An 18761-nucleotide genomic window follows, 5' to 3' on the forward strand; every position below is an offset into this window, starting at 1 on the left:
TGAATCATTGTCGCCTCCCGGCCGAATGTCGGGTTCCGGCTCTAAACTCACCGCCCCGTCCCGTCGGTGCGGCTGATGCGGACGGTCTGCTGATGGTCACCTCCGATTCTTAGTTCTGCCGCTGCAAACAGGCGGTCGACGATGTAATAGTTCTGCCGCACGCGGTAATTGACGAGTTGACCATCGCCCTGCGGCCCGATGACAAACAATGGCGGGGCCTCTCCCTGCGCGATGCCGCTCGGCATCTCGATATAGACCTTGGACCCGTCATCGAAGGCGGAGACTGGGCGCCAGGGCGGGTTGTCGCCCTCGATCGCATAGCGAAACCGCAATCGCGAGATATCAACACCCTCGACAATTGGCGTGGCCGCCTCGGCGCTCGCGTTCTGGCGGCGCAGCGCGATCAGTTGGTCCTGCGGATATTGCCAAGAGACCGAGGCCATGTAGGTCTTCTCCGCCGAGCGAATCTCGAGGAGATAGGTGCGGCGATCGGTGTTGATGACAACATTGGAAACGAGATCAGGCCGTGTAGGTTTAACCAGGATGTGGATGCGCTTGGTCGGACCTGCTCCACTCTCGGTGTCGCCGATAATCCAGCGCACGGTATCCCCGGCCGCGACCGGACCGGAACCAACAAGTTGCTCGCCTTCCTGCAAGGCGACATCAGTCACCTGGCCCGGCGCGGCATAGACCTGATACAGCGCGCCCGGCGAGAACGGATAGACCTGCACCGCGTTGATGTAACCATTGCGGGTCGGTTGCACCCGGGCTGCGGCGTTGGCTTTCTCGACGCGTCTACGCGGATCGCCGGACTCTGGCTTCGAACGCGCGCCATGAAGCGGCTTGAGCTGGCCGGGAAGCGGCAACAGTTTTGGCAATTCGACCACCTCAACTGGCTTCGGCGGATCGGCGAGTTGGACGGCCGGCTCGGCGTCGTCATAGGAGATTTCCGGCGGGGGCTTTAGCGGAACAGCGCAGCCGGCAAGCGTTGAGACCGAAAAAAGCAGAACCGGCAATGCGGATCTACTCATGCAAAATGAACTCATTGCCCCAGTTCCTTCGACCAGTTGATGGCGTTAACGTAGACCCCAAGAGGATTCTTGCGCAGACGATCGGCGTCGCGGGGCGTGTCGATCACGACGGTGAGGATCGCGGTCCAACGCTCGGTCGCGCTTAAGCTGCCGTTCTCGTAAGCCCGCTGGATCCAGGCGACGCGGAACGAGGTCGGGGAAGCGCGGATGACGCTGGTGACCTCCACCGAAATCTGCAGTTTACCCAAATTGGCAAAGGGATCGTTGGTACGCGCGTACTCGTTGAGCGTGGCAGCACCACGGTCCGTGGTAAAGTCATAGGCGCGCAGCCAGTCCTGCCGCAGCACGATGCCATCGGCCGGCAATCCCCGCACGTCCTCGATGAAGCGCGCCAGGTGGAAAGCGATCTGTGGGTCAGCCGGCTGATAGCTGCTGTCGGCCGGCGCCACGGCCTGAGCCTGTCCGAGGCGATCGACTTGCACCACCCACGGCGTCACCGTGCCCCGCACCGACTGCCAAATAAGGCCTGACGCAAGGCCGCCTGATAACAGCAGACAACTGAACGCCATCAGCCGCCAATTGCTGGCCTGAATCCGGGCAGAGCCAATGCGCTCGTCCCAGACCTGTGCTGCCTTCTGATACGGGGTTTCGGGTGCGGGCGTGCGGCCGTAGCGCACGGAAGATCGTTTAAACATCAGCGTTCACCTTCAGTGAGATCGACGGAGGCCCCTCCGCCGCCGTGATCGGCGGAGCGGACCGCATGGGTTGCCGCGGAGGCGCCGTGGTTCACGGTCTGCGAGCGCTTCATGCGCGTCGCCCACGCGGGTGATGTACCAGCGGATGATGAAGCAGTTGACCCTGCGCTCTGCCCTGCTTCTGATGCTGCCGCACCTGCGGATCGACGAAGCGAGCCGGCGATACTTGAGACGCTAGATTGTGCGACTCCCGTAAGTCCGCCCGCGCGATAGGTGGCGGACGCTCCGGCAACCACCGAAGCGCTGCCTCGCGCAGCACTGGCGAGGGCTCCGCCTGCCGCCCCCGCGCCGATGACGGCACCCGCCGCTCCAGCGGCAACGACGCCACCCGCGGCCAAGCCCGTGCCAATGGCCGCGCCGGCGCCGAGTTGCGGACCGCCGGAGACAATGCCGTTAGCGATGCCGGGACCGAAGATGCCGAGGCCGAGCAATGCAAGAGCCGCGAGCACCATGGGCATGGCGTCTTCAATGGTCGGCTGGTTGCCGCCAAAGCCTGCGGTAAACTGAGAGAATAGATTCGAGCCGATGCCGACGATCACGGCTAACACCAGCACCTTGACCCCGGACGAGATGACGTTGCCGAGAACGCGCTCAGCGGCGAACGCGGTCTTGCCGAACAGGCCGAAAGGAATCAGCACGAAGCCCGCAAGCGTCGTCAGCTTGAACTCGATCAGCGTGATGAAGAGCTGGATCGCCAGGATAAAGAAGGCTAGCAGCACCACGATCCAGGCGAACAGCAGCACGACGATCTGAACGAAGTTCTCGAAGAAGCTGATGTATCCCATCAGGCCGGAGATCGAATCCAGGATCGGACGTCCGGCATCGATGCCAACCTGGGCGATGCGTCCCGGGCTGAGCAGATCGGCGGTCGACATGCTTGTGCCGGATGCCTTGAGACCGAGGCCTGCAAAACTCTCGAAGACGATACGGGCGAGATTGTTCCAATTGCCGATTAGATAGGCGAAGACGCCGACGAACAGCGTCTTCTTCGCCAACCGGGCAATGATGTCCTCGTCGGCTGCCCAGCTCCAGAATATGGCTGCAAGGGTTATGTCGATTGCCGCCAGTGTCGTGGCCAGGAACGCAACTTCACTGTTGAGCAGACCGAAGCCTGAATCGATGTAGCGGGTGAAGACCTCGAGGAAACGGTCAATGACGCCGGTGCCGCCCATCAGCGCTTCTCGCTCTGGACTTCAAACGGCGTGACCCGGTCCTGGCTCTTCGCCGGCCCGGTGACTGCGCTGGGGATTGGCTCCGCTGGAATCCGGATCGGTTTCACGGGCGCGAAGAAGTGCTGACGATTTTCAGCCCACGCGCGGCGGCAGCTGTCGAGTGCAATAGCTTCGTCAGCCGTGATGGTTCGACAGCGCGCGAGCTCTGATGCGAGCGCATCCGCTTGCTCGTGCTCCAGGGGCGCGATGATACCAGCGTCTTCGCCGCGCCGACTATGGATGACAGCGACGACCGCGGCGAACGCAAGAAACGCCATTACCGCGATCCGCACGAATTGTTGTGGCGTGATGTGGTCGGTCATCAGTGAAACATCTGAACGCTGGTGGACTGGTAGCCAACGCCAGGCGTCAGGAAGTGGCGAAGCTGCTCCCTCCCCTGATCCTGCGCAGCCGCCCGTTGCGCAGCTTCTAGGCTGGCGGCTCGACCTTGCGCCGCAACCGTCGCGGTGAGATCCGCGAGTTGTTGGGCCTGCAGCGCGACCAGTTGGTTACCGGCTTGCGTTGCCTGCAGCGCACCGGTGGCGGACTGGCTTGACGTCACCAGTGCGGACATCTGGGTTCGGTTGGTGTCGAGGTTGCCGACGACGCCGGCCTGCACCCGCAACGCATCTTGGAATGCCGCGACCGAGGTCTGCCAACGCACTTGCGCATTTGATATCAGCGTCTGGCTCGATGTAGACGCCGAAACCGGAGCGTAGGTCGTGGAAAAGGCGCGGTCGATCTGCTGGACGTCGTAGGCGATCCGCTGGGCCTGGGTCAGAAGCTGCTGCGTGCGTTGGATCGACTGCTGAAGTTGCTGCAAGGATGAGTACGGCAGGCTCGCAAGATTTCTCGCCTGGTTGATCAACATCTGGGCCTGATTTTGCAGAGACGTGATCTGATTGTTGATCTGCTGCAGCGCGCGGGCCGCGGTGAGCACGTTCTGCACATAATTGTTGGGATCGAAGACGACGATCTGCGCCGAGGACGGTACAGCCGTTGCTGCGATGGAGATCATGACGGCGCTTGCCGCCGCGAGATGACGGATTTTCATGGTAATCGCCCCTGGGTCGAGATATTGGGCATGACGTCGACAGCCCATTCGACACCGCGATGGGCCAGCCACGCGGCGGCAAAGGCACCGCCGCGACCGTGTTCGGCGACGATTTTCTCGATCGCGGCCTGATCCGATTTTGCCGAAGCTGCCGTGAAGGCGAGCGCGACGGCACCAAGCCCGAGCTCAAACAGTCGATTGCCGCGCCGCGACTGACAATAATAATCCCGCTTTGGCGTTGCCCGGGCAAGAATCTCGATCTGCCGGTCGTTGAGGCCAAAACGGCGATAGATCGCCGTGATCTGCGGTTCGATGGCGCGTTCGTTCGGCAGGAACAGCCGCGTCGGACAACTCTCGATGATGGCCGGAGCGATGGCCGAGCCATCGATGTCTGATAAGGATTGCGTGGCAAAAATGACCGACGCATTCTTCTTGCGCAACGTCTTCAGCCATTCGCGCAGTTGTCCTGCGAAACCTTCGTCGTCGAGGGCGAGCCAACCTTCGTCGACGATCAACAGGGTCGGGCGTCCGTCCAGCCGTCCCTCGATGCGATGGAAGAGATAGGCGAGTACCGCAGGTGCCGCACCGGTCCCAATCAGGCCTTCGGTTTCAAACGCCTGGACTTCGGCCTCTCCGAGACGTTCGGCCTCGGCGTCGAGCAGGCGCCCATACGGACCGCCCAAGCAATAAGGTTGCAGCGCGCGCTTGAGCCCTTGCGACTGCAGCAGCACCGACAGACCGGTCAGCGTGCGCTCCGAGATTGGCGCCGATGCCAGCGATGACAGTGCCGACCAGAGATGGTCTTTCGCTTCCGGCGTGACATTGATTTTTTCACGCGCCAGGATGTTGGCAATCCACTCGGCCGCCCAGCCGCGCTCAGCGGCATCGTCGATCGCGGCCAAGGGTTGGAGTGCGACGGGCTGGCTGGCATCATCCGACAGCGCGCCACCGAGGTCATGCCAGTCGCCGTCCATGGCAAGCGCGGCGGCGCGGATCGAGCCGCCGAAGTCGAACGCGAATACCTGCGAGCCCGGATACCGCCGGAACTGCAGCGCCATCAGCGCCAGCAATACGCTCTTGCCGGCGCCGGTCGGACCCACCACCAGCGTATGGCCGACATCGCCGACATGGAGCGAGAAGCGGAACGGGGTCGAGCCTTCGGTCTTGCCAAATAACAGCGGCGGTGCGTTGAAATGCTCGTCACGTACCGGTCCGGCCCAAACCGCCGATAGCGGAATCATGTGGGCGAGATTTAGCGTCGAGACCGGCGGCTGACGCACGTTGGCGTACGCGTGTCCCGGAAGCGAGCCGAGCCAAGCTTCTACCGCGTTGACGCTCTCGGTCATGCAGGTGAAGTCACGCCCCTGGATGACTTTCTCGACCAGCCGGAGCTTTTCGTCGGCGACCCGCGGGTCATCATCCCATACCGTCACTGTCGCTGTGACGAAGGCTTGCCCAATCGCGTCAGACCCGAGTTCCTGCAGCGCGGCATCGGCGTCCATTGCCTTGTTATGGGCATCGGTGTCGACGAGCGCCGAGGCCTCGTTGGTCATCACCTCCTTGAGGATCGCGGCGATCGATTTGCGCTTGGCAAACCATTGGCGGCGGATCTTGACCAGCAGCCTGGTGGCGTCGGTCTTGTCGAGCATGATCGCGCGAGTCGACCACCGGTAGGCGAAGGCCAACCGATTGAGTTCGTCCAGAATTCCAGGCGTCGTGACGGTCGGGAACCCGACGAGGGTGAGGACACGCAGATGCTTGTCGCCGAGCGAGGGCTCAAGACCACAGGTCAGCGGCTGATCCGCCAGCAACGCATCGAGATACATCGGGATCTCGGGCATGCGAACGCGCTGGCGATTGGTCGAAACGGTCGAATGGAGGTAGGTCAGTGTCTGCGAGTCATCGAGCCACCGGATCTCCGGCATGAAGCCTTCGACGAGCTGGAGCACGCGGTCGGTGCGATCGACGAAACCGCGCAAGATTTCGCGGGCATCGGCTCCTTCGTTGCGGTCGCGCCCTTCGTAGAGGAAGCGCTCGGCCCGCGCGGCGTCTTCTGGCGGCGGCAGATACAGGAAAGTGAGGAAATAGCTCGACTCGTAGTGGGCACCCTCCTCTTCGAATTCCTCACGGCGTTCCAGGTCAACCAGCGCCGATGCCACATCCGGAAATTGACCTTCGGGATATCGGCTAGCGGCATGACGCTGCGCCTCGACGAAGACTGCCCAGCCCGAACCGAGCCGTCGGAAAGCATTGTTCAAGCGGCCGGCGACGCCGACCAGTTCGGCCGGCACCGCGGAATCCAGATCTGGACCACGAAACTTCGCGGTGCGCTGGAACGAGCCGTCTTTATTGAGAACTACCCCCTCATCGACCAGAGCGGCCCAGGGCAAGAAATCTGCAAGCTGCGTGGTCGAGCGGCAATATTCTGCGAGGTTCATCATCGGCTCACACCCCCAGATAGCCAGCGATGCGAAGGTGCCGGCGCACCACATCGACAAATTGCGGATCGCGCTTCGCGGCCCACACCGCCGCCGCCTGCCCCATCACTCCCAACAGGATTCCAGCGATCCACAGCCGCAGGCCGAGGCCCAATGCGGCGGCCAGCGTGCCGTTGAGGATGGCGACCGCACGCGGCGCGCCGCCGAGCAGGATCGGTTCGGTCAGGGCGCGATGCACCGGCACACTGAAGCCAAGGATCGGTTCGGATCCTTCCATCACACCAGCACTCCACCACCGAACGAGAAGAACGACAGGAAGAAGGAACTCGCCGCGAACGCGATCGACAGACCGAACACGATCTGGATCAGTCGCCGGAAACCGCCTGACGTGTCGCCGAATGCCAGCGTCAACCCCGTGACGATGATGATGATCACGGCAAGGATCTTGGCGACCGGCCCCTCGACCGATTGCAGGATCTGATTCAGCGGCTGCTCCCACGGCATGTTCGAACCGGCCGCCCAAGCAGGGACGGATGCGAGAGATGCGATGCTGGTGATCGCGAGCGTTGTGGCGTAGCGATGGACGCGATGAAACGGTTGGAACATGATTAATCTCCGGCGGCGTGAAGCACGTAGTCGCCGTTCAGTCCGAGCCCTTGGACGCGGGCAAGCTCGGCGAGGCGTCGATCTCTTCCGCGGCCGGCCAGTACGGCGATGAATTGAATGGTCTCGGCGATGAGCGCGCGCGGGACGGTGACGACGGCTTCCTGAATCAACTGTTCCATCCTGCGGAGCGCGCCGAGTGCCGATCCCGCATGGATGGTGCCGACGCCACCCGGATGCCCGGTGCCCCAGGCCTTGAGCAGGTCGAGCGCTTCGGCTCCGCGCACCTCACCGATCGGGATGCGATCAGGACGCAATCGAAGCGAAGAGCGAACCAGATCGGAAAGCGAGGCGACGCCATCCTTGGTACGCAGCGCCACGAGATTCGGCGCTTTGCACTGCAGTTCACGGGTATCTTCGATCAGCACGACGCGATCGGCGGTCTTTGCGACCTCCGCCAACAGCGCATTCGTGAGTGTGGTCTTGCCGGTCGAGGTGCCGCCGGCGACAAGAATGTTACGGCGATCGGCCACGGCCGCACGCAATGTCTCGGCCTGCCCCGCCCGCATGATGCCGGCCGCGACGTAGTTATCGAGGGTGAAGACCGCGACAGCGGGTTTGCGAATCGCGAAGGCCGGCGCCGCCACGACTGGTGGCAGCAGGCCCTCAAAACGCTCGCCGGTTTCGGGCAACTCGGCTGATACCCGCGGCGAACCCGGATGCACTTCGGTGCCGATATGGTGCGCAACCAGACGGATGATCCGTTCGCCGTCACTGGGCGACAGACGCTCGCCGGTATCGACCAATCCGCCGGCCAGCCGATCGATCCAGAGCCGGCCGTCGGGATTAAGCATCACCTCAACGACTGCGGGGTCCTCCAGCCAGAGCGCAATGCTCGGGCCAAGGGCGGTGCGCAACATGCGCGCGCCACGCGACGTCGCTTCCTGATTGAGATCATGGATTGCCACTTGCGTCCCCCAACATCACTGACCAATTTTGGCGACCGCGAGTTGCGGTCGTGATGCCGGGATGATTAGAAAAGGCAGGATGTGTGATCGCGCAACAACATCTGATCAGGCGTAGTGCTCTGGCGTAGAAAGGCAGGGCGACGGCGGAACCGCTTAGGAGGAACTATCTGTTCGGTCCGACGCTCCGTCCGTGGGATTCACGTCTCGCGATATTTCCTGCGCCAGACTCTGTCCCCTTGCCAACCGCCGTCCAAGTGCTTCGACAAATCCTTCATAGCGTTCACGGCCCTTCGACTGAGCGGCGGCCTGCGCAGCATCCGGCAGCGGTGGCGTGACCGTCAACCAAAAGCGCACGAAGAGCGCCAATGCTTCGTTCGAAATGGTGAGGTGACGCTCCAACCGCTCAACCTGCCGCGTTAGGCGATCAAGCCTGCGGCCGAGCGCCGCCTCCATCCGTTCCGAATTATCTGGCGACAGGTAGGAGGAGAGTGCCGTTTCGACGACGAGTGCCTGCGGCACGCGCTTACAGCTCGCGTAATCGGCGAGTTGTCCCGCGAGATCCGGCGGCAGACGAAATGTGTGCTTGGTTCGCATCGATCAGTCCCTAGAGGTCGATGCCGTCGCCTGGATCCATCGCCGCCTGACGGGCCAGACCACGAGCTTGCTTACGGAGCGAGCGAGCGCGCACGGCGTCATCATCGGGGTCTTCCTCCCCGAAGACAAATTCCGGCGACGGTTTCGCTTGCTCAGGCAAAATCTCTTCGTGTTGGGGAAGTTCCGGCTCTCGGCGAATACCGCCATTCGCGGGATCATCGATATGCGTCTCGCCGGACGAACTGATGTCCCGCCCAGCGCTGACCGCAGGAGCTGGCAGTTGACTCCAATCGTCAGGCGAAGGCGCACCAGTATGCTTACTCACGACCGGTGGCGCCAAAACCCGTTCCGTCAATTGTGGATCTTCAAAATAACGAGCCTTCTTTGCCCGGATCGGCGCAACGCCTGAGACCAGCACCAGCTCATCGCCTGGCGGCAGCTGCATCACTTCGCCTGATGTAAGCAGCGGTCGCGCCGTCTCCTGACGAGAGACCATCAAATGACCAAGCCAGGGGCTGAGCCTGTGGCCGGCGTAGTTCTTCATCGCCCGCATCTCGGTCGCGGTTCCCAGCGCGTCCGAGACGCGTTTGGCGGTGCGCTCGTCGTTGGTCGCAAAGGACACCCGCACGTGGCAATTGTCGAGGATGGCGTTGTTCGGTCCGTAGGCCTTCTCAATCTGGTTAAGCGACTGGGCAATCAAGAAGCTCTTGAGGCCGTATCCTGCCATGAAGGCAAGCGCCGACTCGAAAAAGTCGAGGCGACCGAGTGCGGGAAATTCATCGAGCATCAGCAATAGCCGATGGCGCCGCCCTTTGGCATGCAGATCCTCTGTCAGACGCCGGCCGATCTGGTTGAGGATCAAGCGCACCAGAGGCTTAGTACGACTGATATCGGACGGTGGCACGACGAGATACAGAGTGGTGGGCCGATCGCTCTCGACGAGGTCGCGGATGCGCCATTCACAGTGACGGGTCACATTTGCCACGACCGGGTCGCGATAAAGTCCGAGGAACGACATCGCGGTTGAAAGCACGCCGGATCGTTCATTCTCGCTCTTGTTGAGAAGTTCCCGCGCGGCCGAGGCGATAACCGGATGCGGCCCGGCTTCGCCGAGATGCGCGGTTGTCATCATTGCCCGGAGCGTGGTCTCGATCGGCCGTTTCGGATCGGAGAGGAAGCCGGCAACACCCGCTAGCGTTTTGTCTGGTTCGGCATAAAGGACGTGAAGGATGGCGCCGACGAGCAAGGCGTGGCTGGTTTTCTCCCAATGGTTGCGACGTTCGAGCGATCCCTCGGGGTCAACCAGCACATCGGCGACGTTCTGGACATCGCGCACCTCCCATTCGCCGCGACGGACCTCAAGCAACGGATTGTACGCTGCCGACTTCGTGTTGGTCGGGTCGAACAGCAGCACACGGCCATGCCGGGCACGGAAGCCCGACGTCAAACTCCAGTTCTCGCCCTTGATGTCGTGGACAATGCAACTGCCCGGCCAAGTCAAAAGCGTCGGCACCACCAGGCCAACGCCCTTGCCCGATCGCGTCGGGGCGAAGCACAGCACATGTTCCGGCCCATCGTGGCGCAGATAATCGCGCTCAAATTGGCCGAGGATGACACCGTCTGGCGCGGCAAGGCCGGCGGCACGAATTTCCGCCAGCGTTGCCCAGCGGGCCGAGCCATAGGTCGCGGCAACCTTGGCCTCACGCGCCCGCCACACCGACATGCCGATAGCGACCGCGATCGAGATGAACCCGCCGGAGGCCGCGATGTAGGCGCCCTCGACGAAGACATGTGGCGCATAGGCATCGAACGCATACCACCACCAGAAGAACGACGGCGGTAGGTATACGGGAACGCCGGTGGCAATTTCGAACCAAGGCTGGCCTAGTTGCGGCTGGTAGCCGAGCTTCCAGGCGACCCACTGCGTCGCCGCCCACGTCGTGGCGAGCACGATCGCAAGTACGACGAGGATCTGGCCCCACAAGATTCGGGTTGCGGACATGGCCATCGAGGTTAAATGCCGCGCGGGACGCGGTCGGCAAGCGCCACATTGTTCGGTGCGTACAACCGACAGCTGTCGGCTAGGATTCGGATGGCCGCGGTCGCCACGCGACAGGTGGTCGCAAGGAGGCGCGCGGCATCACGAACCAAATCCATGCGGCGACCTGGAAGGCAACATTGAGAGCGAAGGCGGTTCGGTAGGCCTCTTCCGGATAATGTCCGGCATCTGGGAGCCATTGTTGGACCACGAGGCCCGTCGCATATTGCACGGCGAATGCCATGGCGACATGAAACAGATTCAGCGCCCCGTTCGCCCGCCCGGTCAATGCCTTGGGGAAATACTCGGCCAGAATGGCGTAACTTAGCACGGTTGCCGCGCCGGTCGCCGCCACACCGCTCCACAGCACATAGGACGGCAAGGGCAACCGCAGGATCAACGCCAACTGAATCGCGATAAAGAGGGTCGCGACCAGCCCCAGCAGTACTTCCGGTCCGACACCGCGGCGCCGCAGCCGATCGGCCGCGATGCCCAGCCCGATGCCACCAACACCGAGCGCGATCGCCATCATGAAGAGATGTCGCACCACCCCGGCCCGGTCGAAACCATCGACGTCGGCGAACCACTGTGCTGCCCACAGCCCCTGCAACGCCCAGGCCGTTCCGATAGAGCTCGCCGAGAGCGGCGCGAGACGCCAGAAGCGCGGATCGCCAAAAACCTTCTTCAAGCCGACCGAGACCGCTTTGCTTCTCGCCGGCGCCGCCTCCGGCACCACGAGGTGGACCAGGATCGCGCAGACCGCGGTCAGCGCCGCCAACAGACCGAAGAGTTCACGCCACCCGATCCGGGCAAGCAACAGTTCGGCCGGCCACGTCGCGGTCACCGCCCCGAGTGCGCCCAGCATGACCATCAAACCGTTCAGGAGCGGCACTCGCTCCCTGGGAAACCAGAGAACGAGGGCTTGCATGCCCGCGGTCAAGGCGGCGGCGACGCCGAGACCGATCAGGGCGCGGCCCAGAAGCAGCATCGGGAAATTCTCCGACGCCGCGAACAACGCCGAGCCGAGCGCCGCCACCACCATCAATGCGCTTTGGACCCGCCGCGGACCATAGCGGTCCAGGAGGATGCCGATCGGGATCTGGGCGGCGGCGAATGTCAGGAAGTAGACCGACGTCAGCAAGCCGAGATCGCCGGCACCCAACCCCAGATCTGTCGCGAGGGGCGTTGCCATGACCGCATTGATGGACCGGAACAGATAGGCCGCGTAATAGCCGGTGACGAAGGGCAGGAATACGCGAAGGATCAACGACCCGTTCGCGGCCAGGTTTGCTGCCACCTGTCGCCCGGTCACGCGCGAGGACTGCGCGGATTTTTCCGGGACAGCCGCCTCATCTTCATTGTTATCATCGTTGTTGCCGCGGCTGATCGTGGTGTCGATGAAACGTGCCTTCAAGACGTCGTCTCGAGGGGCAGCCGCCCTCGCCGCGCTGACCCTGTCGATCGTTTCTTGAATGAGGGGAACGCCCCGATCGACACGCCTTTCCACCTGCGCCGCGAACTCCTCGAAACGTTTGGCCCCGAGCGCAAAGGCCGCCTCTTGTGCGGCGGCCGGCAATAGCGGCGTCACCGCCAAATGGAAGCGTGCGTGAAGTGCGACCGTCTCATTCACGATCCGGAGATTGCGATCGAGTTGCTCGAGCTGGCCACTCATGGCCGCGAACTGACGGGCCAATGTCGCAGTATCGCTGAAGTCATCCTCAGATCCCAACAAACGATCGAGGGCCTCTTCGACCAGCGCCGATTTGGTAACGCCGGGACGGGTGGCCGCTTCAGCCAAACGCGCGGCCATGCCGTCGGAGAGATAGACACCAATTCTGGGCTTCATGTGAAAATTCCGCTCAAACGCAGATGATCGCGATCACTTCAGATCCAGGCGAAACAATTCAGCATCGGCCCGCTCCTGATTGAGATGGGACATGAACGCCGTGGGCTCTTCCAGATTGATGCCATGGCCGGTATTGGGGCAGATCCATAGCCCGGCATTGGGCAGCACGGATTTGAGCATCAAGTTGGTTTCGAGACAGGTGGCGTCCTCGTCACCCACGGCGAGCAATACCGGGATCGTCATTTCAGCGAATTTGTCGCGCAAATCGTGCAATGACGGCCGCACGGCTTGACAGCGCGCCATCGTGTGCGCCAAGCCCTGCGTCGAAAGCTGGCGCAGACGAGCGACGAATTCTTGCCAGCTTCTCGGATCCTTGTATTTCAACTGGATGCGAGCCGGCCCCCGCGCCATCCGCTCGGCCACGGCCGCCATCCCATGATCGATGAAGATCCGCGCAAGAACGGAAGTTTCCCGCAACCAATCGTCCCGCTGGGTGGGATGAGAACCCGACCCCACGCTGGCCGCAACGATGGCGCCGACTTTCTCGGGATAGCGCAGCCCGAATTGCAGGGCAGCATAACCGCCCGTGCTTAGTCCCACTAGATGGGCGCGTTCGATCGAAAGACCTCGCATCAGGGCGGCGATGTCGTCGGCCGCGCATTCCCAACCATACAAGACGGCATCTTCGGGGACATCGCTTGGCGGATAGCCCCTAGCGTTATAGGCAATGCAACGGTAGCCGCGCGAGAAATGGCGAAGCTGGGCTTCCCATCCACGGAGGTCGGAAGCGAATTCATGGATGAAGATGATCGGGTCGCCGTGGCCGCTGTCCTCGACGTAAAGCCTCGCCCCATCAGCATCGACATATGGCATCGCTTCTCGTCCCCATTCCACAACCTGCGCATCGCACGCGCAGAAGCAGAACATTCGATCGAGATACAATCGGTCCACCCGGAGCATCGGGCCTTGGCGTGGCGTGGCGTGGAATCACCGATAGGCCGGACCTCATCAGGATTTGCAGAACGCGGTTGGGCCGCCGTCGAGCCGATTTCCCTGAGAATCAAGGTCCGCGCGACCGAACACGACCGCGGCCTTTCGGATGACGCACGGACGAAGCGGCAGGTTGCAGCTCAGAGTCCGAGCCCTCGCTTTCGACCAAAACTCCAGTCGACTCCGCCGCCCGGTAACGTGACGCCGGAAACATGGCGACCGAGCTGCTGTTCGAGCGCCGGACGCCAGGGCACGAGTTGGAAGCCGATACCATCGTCGAGCATCGCGAACCGGCCGGAGCTCAAGATCATCCTCTGGCGGTAAACTCCCGCGACAGCCTCATCTTCCGCCGAGGCGCGGTAGATCAGCCCGGTCTCGGCGCTTATCTTCGCGGCCGCCGCGCTCAGTTCTTGCTTCCGCAGGGTATTGAGCAAATCACGCGCGAAGATGACACGCTGTCCCTGCCGGCGTGCAAGGCCTTCACCGGCGAGATGTTCGACGCGCCGGTCCATGGCCTCCCGCACCTCCTCCCCGAAACCGCCTCCCATCACAACAGGCTCGCGCGCGAGAAGCTGGCGGTCCAACCAAGTCGCACCAGGCGCCATGATCTGATGCTGCAAGGAGAGGTCCGATCGAACAGCCAGAGAGCGTCTGTTCCGACCGTTGGCGTCCTGATAGGTGCGTGCCTCCACGATCGCGCCAGGCGCAGCATCGCCGGTCAACTCAATATCCTGGAACTGAAGATGGTGCGTCCTGCCGTCGACCCCTTCGACGATCGCATACGCGGAGCCCCTCAATTCGTCATGGAGGCCGCGCGCCACCAGCCGACCGCGCACGGGATCGCCAAGGTCATCGCCATGCACGGCAAAACCCGACATATCGGCCTCACGACCTGCGCCCGTCATGACCCGGTGCATGGTCTTGATGATGTCGCCACGGATCCCGAGATCGCGAAGCGTCTGCTCGAGGCCCGACTTCAACGTCCAGCAAGCCGGAGCAACTTGTTCGGCCAAACCCAAGCGCTCGAGTTTTGCGGCTCGGCCGAGCAAAAGGCGGCGAAGCTGAGGGTCCTCACTCGAAGCGCCAGGGCGTAGATCGGCGAGCCCGGCACCTTCGTCTGCGATGTTGCGCAACGCCCGGTCGAGGCTGGTCCAGCGTTCAGCCTCGACTTCCCGTTCCAGAGCGGATCGGATCTCGTGTTCGCTGCGCGGCCCCAGTTCCAAGGTCACCCGTTCAGACGCACGGTCGCGGAAGCCACGACTGATGTAGTCGCGGCTGATGACGAGATCCTTCCCATCCTCGCCACGACCACGGATCAAAACATGGACATGCGGGTTGTCGGTATTCCAATGGTCGACCGCCACCCAATCGAGTTTCGAGCCAAGGTCGCGTTCGACGTCGCTCATCAATTCTCGTGTGAACGTGCGCAGGCTATCCAACTCGGCAGCGTCTTCGGGTGAGATGATGAAGCGGAAATGATGCCGGTCATCCTCGCATCGCTCGGCAAACGCCTTCTCGTCGGTGGCGTCACCGTTCGCATCGAACATCTTGGCCTCCGCGCCATCGCGCGTGACGCCTTCACGCTTCAGATAGGTGATGTGCTTGGGTAGCGGCGCCGAACGGAAGCGTGTCCCGTGATGACGGACGACCCGCGCCTTCATGACCACCCTGCGAGAAGTGGAGCGCAACGACAAGGAGAGCGCCGCACGCCGGCCACGGCCGAAACGTGAGCGGCTGGCGCCGGCCCTACCATGGCCGAAACTCTCACCGATGTGCCCGGCCCTCTTTGCGGCCCTCATCACCTGCCCCACGAAGCTCTTCGGGCGCCTAGCCCCTTGGTTGCCGTGGCGGATGCGACCGGGCCGAATGTGGATGTCGTCGTCACGCGTGCTCATGGCGCTGGACGTCCGTAAGAAAGAGACCGACGGCGCGCGGAACGTTGAAATTGTTGCACTTTGTGCCGCAAGAGCCAGCAGGTGCTATTGTCTCGATGTCCAAAATGTCTAGACCAACCAACCACATGCGCACGACGGAGGTCGGCGCTTTTCCCTTGCCATCCGTGGCTCGTATCTCCCCGTTCCCACAGCCTCACATCAGAGCACGCGACAATCCACGATGGACTACGATGAAGTGCGATCCAGGTCATTGCGGGCGAACCTCGTCAGCACGACGGACAAACAGGTTGTGCGACTGCGGCACGAGAGCGGAAAGATCGACAACTGCACGAACACCCGACGGGCGGCCTGGTTGCATGTCGGGTGATCGTCGATCATCAATCGAACGGCTCTCGCCGCGCACGACAAACAATGTCGCGCGCTGCCAATTAGACGAATCCGCAGCAGCGACCTTACGTTCGACCTGTCTGCCCCCGATCATCGGCGCAAGTGTCGCCACGCACGTCTGCGTTTCGTCGGGCAGCGGTCGGCCAGTTGCCAGATGGTGCTCGTAACGTCCAGGCCCTGCATTGTAGGCGGCAAGGAATCCTGGAGTGCCATAGCGGTCGTGCATCTCGCGCAGATACGCGGCGCCGGCCAGAATATTGTCGTGCGGATCGTAGGGATCGGTGCCGAGATTATAGCGGGCGCGCAACTCGATCCATGTCTCTGGCATGATCTGGGTCAGCCCCATGGCGCCTTTTCGCGAGCGCGCTCGGATGTCGCCAGCACTCTCAACACGCATAACCGCGCGTATCCAATGTTCCGGGATAGCGAACCGTTTGGACGCCTCGGTGATAAAACCCGCCAAGGGATCGATGGGCAGACCGTTCGCTTGATGCGTGGACGACAACGCTCGCTCGGCATGCGCCGCAACGCTGAACAGCATTGGTGATGCGAAAATCGCGACTATGCACGCTATCGCCCCGAGAGATCGCAAGGCTGCCATCGTGCTCGCGGCCGTCCAGGGTAAAGCGCTATCGCGCCGGCCTCGCGGCCGCCCTGGACCGCCGCTGCGCGCGACGGCCATCACGAACTTGGTCGGGACGGAGGAATGGTGCTGCATTGAATCGAACAGAGGAATGACCGATTTTTCGGGACGGACCATCACGATCACTCCTCCCTGGTCCAAACAGGAAGCGCCTTGCCGATGACGGAAGAACTAGGAACAACCCCAAAGTAGCGGCCGTCCAAAGAGTCTCCCGATTGCCAATTCATGAGAAAGAGCTCGTCCGCGCCAACGACGCGACATCCTTGCCAGACAGGCAAGGGACGGCCGCGGGTATCGCGCGACAGCGCTTCTCCCATGTCGATCTCATCGACCGAGATCGTCAGCCCTTTCCTGCAGACCGTTTGTCCAGGCAACGCCAGCACCCGCTTCAGCATGGGAACGCCGATCGGCAAATAGCCGTTCAGATCGAGAAAGGTCGCAAGCGGCTCGGGCGGTCGGACGGCCACGAGTTCGGTGACGGCAAGCCTGCCAGCGGGCTTCAGCTGGTAGAGACCGACCGGAACGCTCTTCGAGGCGTTCCAAATGTAGGCTGGCGTTGCCTCTCCCATCGTCGACATGACAAGGGCAACAGCTCCGAACGTCATAACAATTGTCGCCAACCGACGCTTCATGGCGCGATCCTCCGTCGATGAAGCCAAGCTTGATGGCGCGAACGTGTGTACGATCGCGGCTGTTCATTGACGGACAGACGGTTGTGGACGTGGTGCCAATAGTCGGGTGCTGCGTCGGCCGGATCGACGCCGAGCGCTTCAACGGAGTCGACAATTTGCAACACTCGCTCGACCTTGGGCCAACCGGCTAGCCGCAACAGGATATCGCCGCCCGGCCGCACATAGGGCACGGTCGCGCAGCGCTGGCCGGAAGGAACGGCCCGCACAATATCGATGCGCGAGATGACGGTGCCGAAGTCGTTGGAGGTCCAGCGCACGAACGCGAATATGCTGCCGGGTGAAAAAGAAAGGATGCGCCGCCGCTTATCGAGAATCTGTTCCTCGGCATGACGGCCGAATCGAATCCAGTTCTCGATACGCTTTTCGAGCCACAGAAGTTCGACATGCGTGAGGTTGCTCATGCAGTTGCTCCTTCGCAGGAGAATTGCCGAGCCGAAAAACGCGCAAGGCGCGTTACCAGGGTGGCCTTACCGCCAGCGCTCCTGTCGAGGAGCGCGCCGGTCGTGGCATTCCGTGCAACCAATCGCTGGCTATCCCCAGCGGTCGAGAACGGGCGGCCCGTTAGAAAGAATCCGAAGGATTCCAGGTTAGAGAAGTTACGGGTGTGGCAAGGCGTTGAATACCTAGACTTTTCAGCGGATTTTGGTCCCCGATAGCACGAGGATCGGGTCCCCGATAGCACGTGAGTTACGGTCCCCGATAGCACGAGATGATTCACAGCTTGTCCACCGATGCGGTTGCGAGGCCGCGACGGCGCAGAGCAGCCGTCAGCGGATCGACAGGAATGGGTGTGAAGTTGAGAAGCTCAGCGCCGCGCAGGCCGTGCTCGATGACGAGCCGATAACCGGGCAGTGTCTGGCGCCGGACGATCTCCCGCAGATCGTAAGCGAAGTGCTTTAGCGGCGAGAGGCTGCCGGATTTGGCGTGGAGATGGATGAGGTCAAAGCTCCAGCCTCCGTCTTGGCGACCGCCGTGCTTACGTACGAGCCGATAGAGCCAGCGCTCCAGGCCGCCGGTCAGGTCGAAATACGCCCGGTCGATGGTGAGGACGAGCGCTTCCTGCAGCACGCCGGCGTAAAACCAGTCCGGCAGGATCAATTCGAGTCCGCGCGGGTGTCCGTGCGTGTCCGCTGTCTCCTTCCATTCATTGATCCAGGAGAAGCGGTGCCGTCGACGTTCCGTGGGCTGTCGAATCGACGTCATTACAGTCGTTGATTGCAGCCGATCGAGCGCGGCTTTCAAGCGGTCGTAATCGCGCAAGCCGGTGCCGCGGCCGACAAAGGTAAGGATTTCGTACGGCGTTGCCGCCATTAGACGCGATGTTTTCAGACCGGCGTCGCGAGCTTCGACAATCTGCGAAGCAGCCCAGATCAGGACGTCCGCATCCCAGATGGTCGCCATGCCGTGCTCCGGCACAGCTTCGACGCGAATGGTGATCTTGCCGGCACGGAAGTCGATCGGAACAGTGCGCTTGGATTTGGCAAGCGAGAAGAAGGGATAGGCCATGAGATCCTGCGCGTCGCGCGGTGCGAGATCGCCGGGAAGCGCACGAAACAGATCAAGCTGCTCGCGTTCTGAGGTCTGTCTGCGCCGCATCGACACTGTGCTCCCGTGGC

Annotated in this window: 18 protein-coding genes; all 18 read right to left on the minus strand. The window is 62.3% G+C overall.

The annotated features are described in order from the left end of the window. Positions 1-47 precede the first annotated feature (47 nt). A complete protein-coding gene (gene trbG / locus B5526_RS09695; RefSeq protein ID WP_197688430.1) occupies positions 48-1031 on the minus strand; it encodes a P-type conjugative transfer protein TrbG in 984 nt (327 codons plus the stop codon). An 11-nt stretch (positions 1032-1042) separates the two neighbouring features. Beyond that, positions 1043-1726: a conjugal transfer protein TrbF gene (trbF, locus tag B5526_RS09700; RefSeq protein WP_079538001.1), complete on the minus strand. Its 684-nt coding sequence runs from the start codon at positions 1724-1726 to the stop codon at positions 1043-1045. Then, the gene (gene trbL, locus B5526_RS09705; RefSeq protein WP_079538002.1) at positions 1726-2958 is read right to left on the minus strand and encodes a P-type conjugative transfer protein TrbL; all 1233 of its coding nucleotides are present in this window, start codon (positions 2956-2958) and stop codon (positions 1726-1728) included. Before trbL ends, trbF begins: the two co-directional genes overlap by 1 nt. Further along, complete coding sequence (gene trbK-alt, locus B5526_RS09710; RefSeq protein WP_079538003.1) at positions 2958-3320, minus strand: putative entry exclusion protein TrbK-alt; 363 nt, start codon at positions 3318-3320, stop codon at positions 2958-2960. The genes trbL and trbK-alt overlap by 1 nt, the downstream gene beginning before the upstream one ends. After that, positions 3320-4051: a P-type conjugative transfer protein TrbJ gene (gene trbJ / locus B5526_RS09715; RefSeq protein WP_079538004.1), complete on the minus strand. Its 732-nt coding sequence runs from the start codon at positions 4049-4051 to the stop codon at positions 3320-3322. Before trbJ ends, trbK-alt begins: the two co-directional genes overlap by 1 nt. Further along, positions 4048-6492, minus strand: coding sequence for a conjugal transfer protein TrbE (trbE, locus tag B5526_RS09720; protein ID WP_079538005.1), 2445 nt, complete (start codon positions 6490-6492; stop codon positions 4048-4050). The genes trbJ and trbE overlap by 4 nt, the downstream gene beginning before the upstream one ends. Before the next feature lie 4 nt (positions 6493-6496). Next, the gene (locus B5526_RS09725; protein WP_079538006.1) at positions 6497-6766 is read right to left on the minus strand and encodes a VirB3 family type IV secretion system protein; all 270 of its coding nucleotides are present in this window, start codon (positions 6764-6766) and stop codon (positions 6497-6499) included. Continuing rightward, positions 6766-7095 carry a TrbC/VirB2 family protein gene (locus tag B5526_RS09730; protein ID WP_079538007.1) on the minus strand — a complete coding sequence of 110 codons (330 nt, stop codon included), beginning with the start codon at positions 7093-7095 and terminating at the stop codon, positions 6766-6768. Before B5526_RS09730 ends, B5526_RS09725 begins: the two co-directional genes overlap by 1 nt. 2 nt (positions 7096-7097) lie before the next feature. Beyond that, positions 7098-8012 (minus strand): P-type conjugative transfer ATPase TrbB, encoded by a 915-nt coding sequence (gene trbB, locus B5526_RS09735; RefSeq protein ID WP_079544843.1) that lies wholly within the window; start codon positions 8010-8012, stop codon positions 7098-7100. 201 nt (positions 8013-8213) lie between these two features. Next, positions 8214-8654: a CopG family transcriptional regulator gene (locus B5526_RS09740; RefSeq protein ID WP_079538008.1), complete on the minus strand. Its 441-nt coding sequence runs from the start codon at positions 8652-8654 to the stop codon at positions 8214-8216. 10 nt (positions 8655-8664) lie between these two features. Further along, on the minus strand, positions 8665-10656 hold the full coding sequence (locus B5526_RS09745; protein WP_079544845.1) for a conjugal transfer protein TraG: 1992 nt from the start codon (positions 10654-10656) through the stop codon (positions 8665-8667). Between the two features lie 79 nt (positions 10657-10735). Further along, positions 10736-12502, minus strand: coding sequence for an MFS transporter (locus B5526_RS09750; RefSeq protein ID WP_244562249.1), 1767 nt, complete (start codon positions 12500-12502; stop codon positions 10736-10738). Positions 12503-12571: 69 nt separating this feature from the next. Beyond that, positions 12572-13480 carry an alpha/beta fold hydrolase gene (locus B5526_RS09755; protein ID WP_244562250.1) on the minus strand — a complete coding sequence of 303 codons (909 nt, stop codon included), beginning with the start codon at positions 13478-13480 and terminating at the stop codon, positions 12572-12574. A 188-nt stretch (positions 13481-13668) separates the two neighbouring features. After that, a complete protein-coding gene (locus tag B5526_RS09760; RefSeq protein WP_079538009.1) occupies positions 13669-15423 on the minus strand; it encodes a relaxase/mobilization nuclease domain-containing protein in 1755 nt (584 codons plus the stop codon). A 247-nt stretch (positions 15424-15670) separates the two neighbouring features. After that, positions 15671-16570, minus strand: coding sequence for a lytic transglycosylase domain-containing protein (locus B5526_RS09765; RefSeq protein ID WP_079544850.1), 900 nt, complete (start codon positions 16568-16570; stop codon positions 15671-15673). 5 nt (positions 16571-16575) lie between these two features. Beyond that, a complete protein-coding gene (locus B5526_RS09770; RefSeq protein WP_079538010.1) occupies positions 16576-17085 on the minus strand; it encodes a S26 family signal peptidase in 510 nt (169 codons plus the stop codon). Continuing rightward, on the minus strand, positions 17082-17546 hold the full coding sequence (locus B5526_RS09775) for a DUF2840 domain-containing protein (RefSeq protein ID WP_079538011.1): 465 nt from the start codon (positions 17544-17546) through the stop codon (positions 17082-17084). Before B5526_RS09775 ends, B5526_RS09770 begins: the two co-directional genes overlap by 4 nt. A gap of 313 nt (positions 17547-17859) precedes the next feature. Continuing rightward, positions 17860-18741, minus strand: a complete 882-nt coding sequence (locus B5526_RS09780) for a replication initiator protein A (protein WP_079538012.1) — start codon at positions 18739-18741, stop codon at positions 17860-17862. Positions 18742-18761 lie beyond the last annotated feature (20 nt).

This window comes from Bradyrhizobium lablabi (assembly GCF_900141755.1).
Classification (GTDB): domain Bacteria; phylum Pseudomonadota; class Alphaproteobacteria; order Rhizobiales; family Xanthobacteraceae; genus Bradyrhizobium; species Bradyrhizobium lablabi_A.